Here is a 545-nt window from a genome sequence, read left to right on the forward strand (position 1 = left end):
CGGCCAGGTGGCCGTCGCCGCGGTGCTCGCGCAGCAGCGTCGCGGCGTGCCAGAACGCCAGGTGTGGCGCGTCGGGAACGGCCAGGTCGGCGTGGGCCGCGTACAGCGGGCGGGCGGCCCGGCCGCACGCCTCGGTGGCGCGCAGCGCGAGTTCGGCGGCCTCGGCCATCTCCGGTGAGGCGATCACCTCAGCGCCCAGGAGCCGGCGCAGCGTGCCGTCGGCGGCGGCGAGGCGGGCCTCGATGACCGCCTCGGGCGTCGTCACGTCCCAGACGGCGGGGACGTGCTGGGCGACCCAGTCGTACTTGAAGTTGTAGAAGGTCGCGGTCACCGTGCCGGCGCCCACCCGGCCCAGCGGGGCGGACCGGGCGGCGAAGTACGCGGCGCGCTCCTTGACGCCTATCCGCCCGAGCTCGTCGGTGAACTCGGGGGCGAAGTACGTACAGGAGTGGAGGGGGTTGAGCACCTGGTGGCAGTGGCGGCCGGCGCGCTCGGGGAGTGAGGTCATGCCCGGCACGTTACCCGCAGGTAGCCGGTCGCGGGAG

At 75.0% G+C, this 545-nt stretch carries 1 pseudogene; it reads right to left on the reverse strand.

Annotated features, from left to right (window positions below):
* Positions 1 to 508 (reverse strand): annotated as a pseudogene (locus tag KUM32_RS41710) (hypothetical protein); the annotation flags it as partial.
* Positions 509 to 545 lie beyond the last annotated feature (37 nt).

It is taken from the genome of Streptomyces sp. AC627_RSS907, from assembly GCF_019049165.1.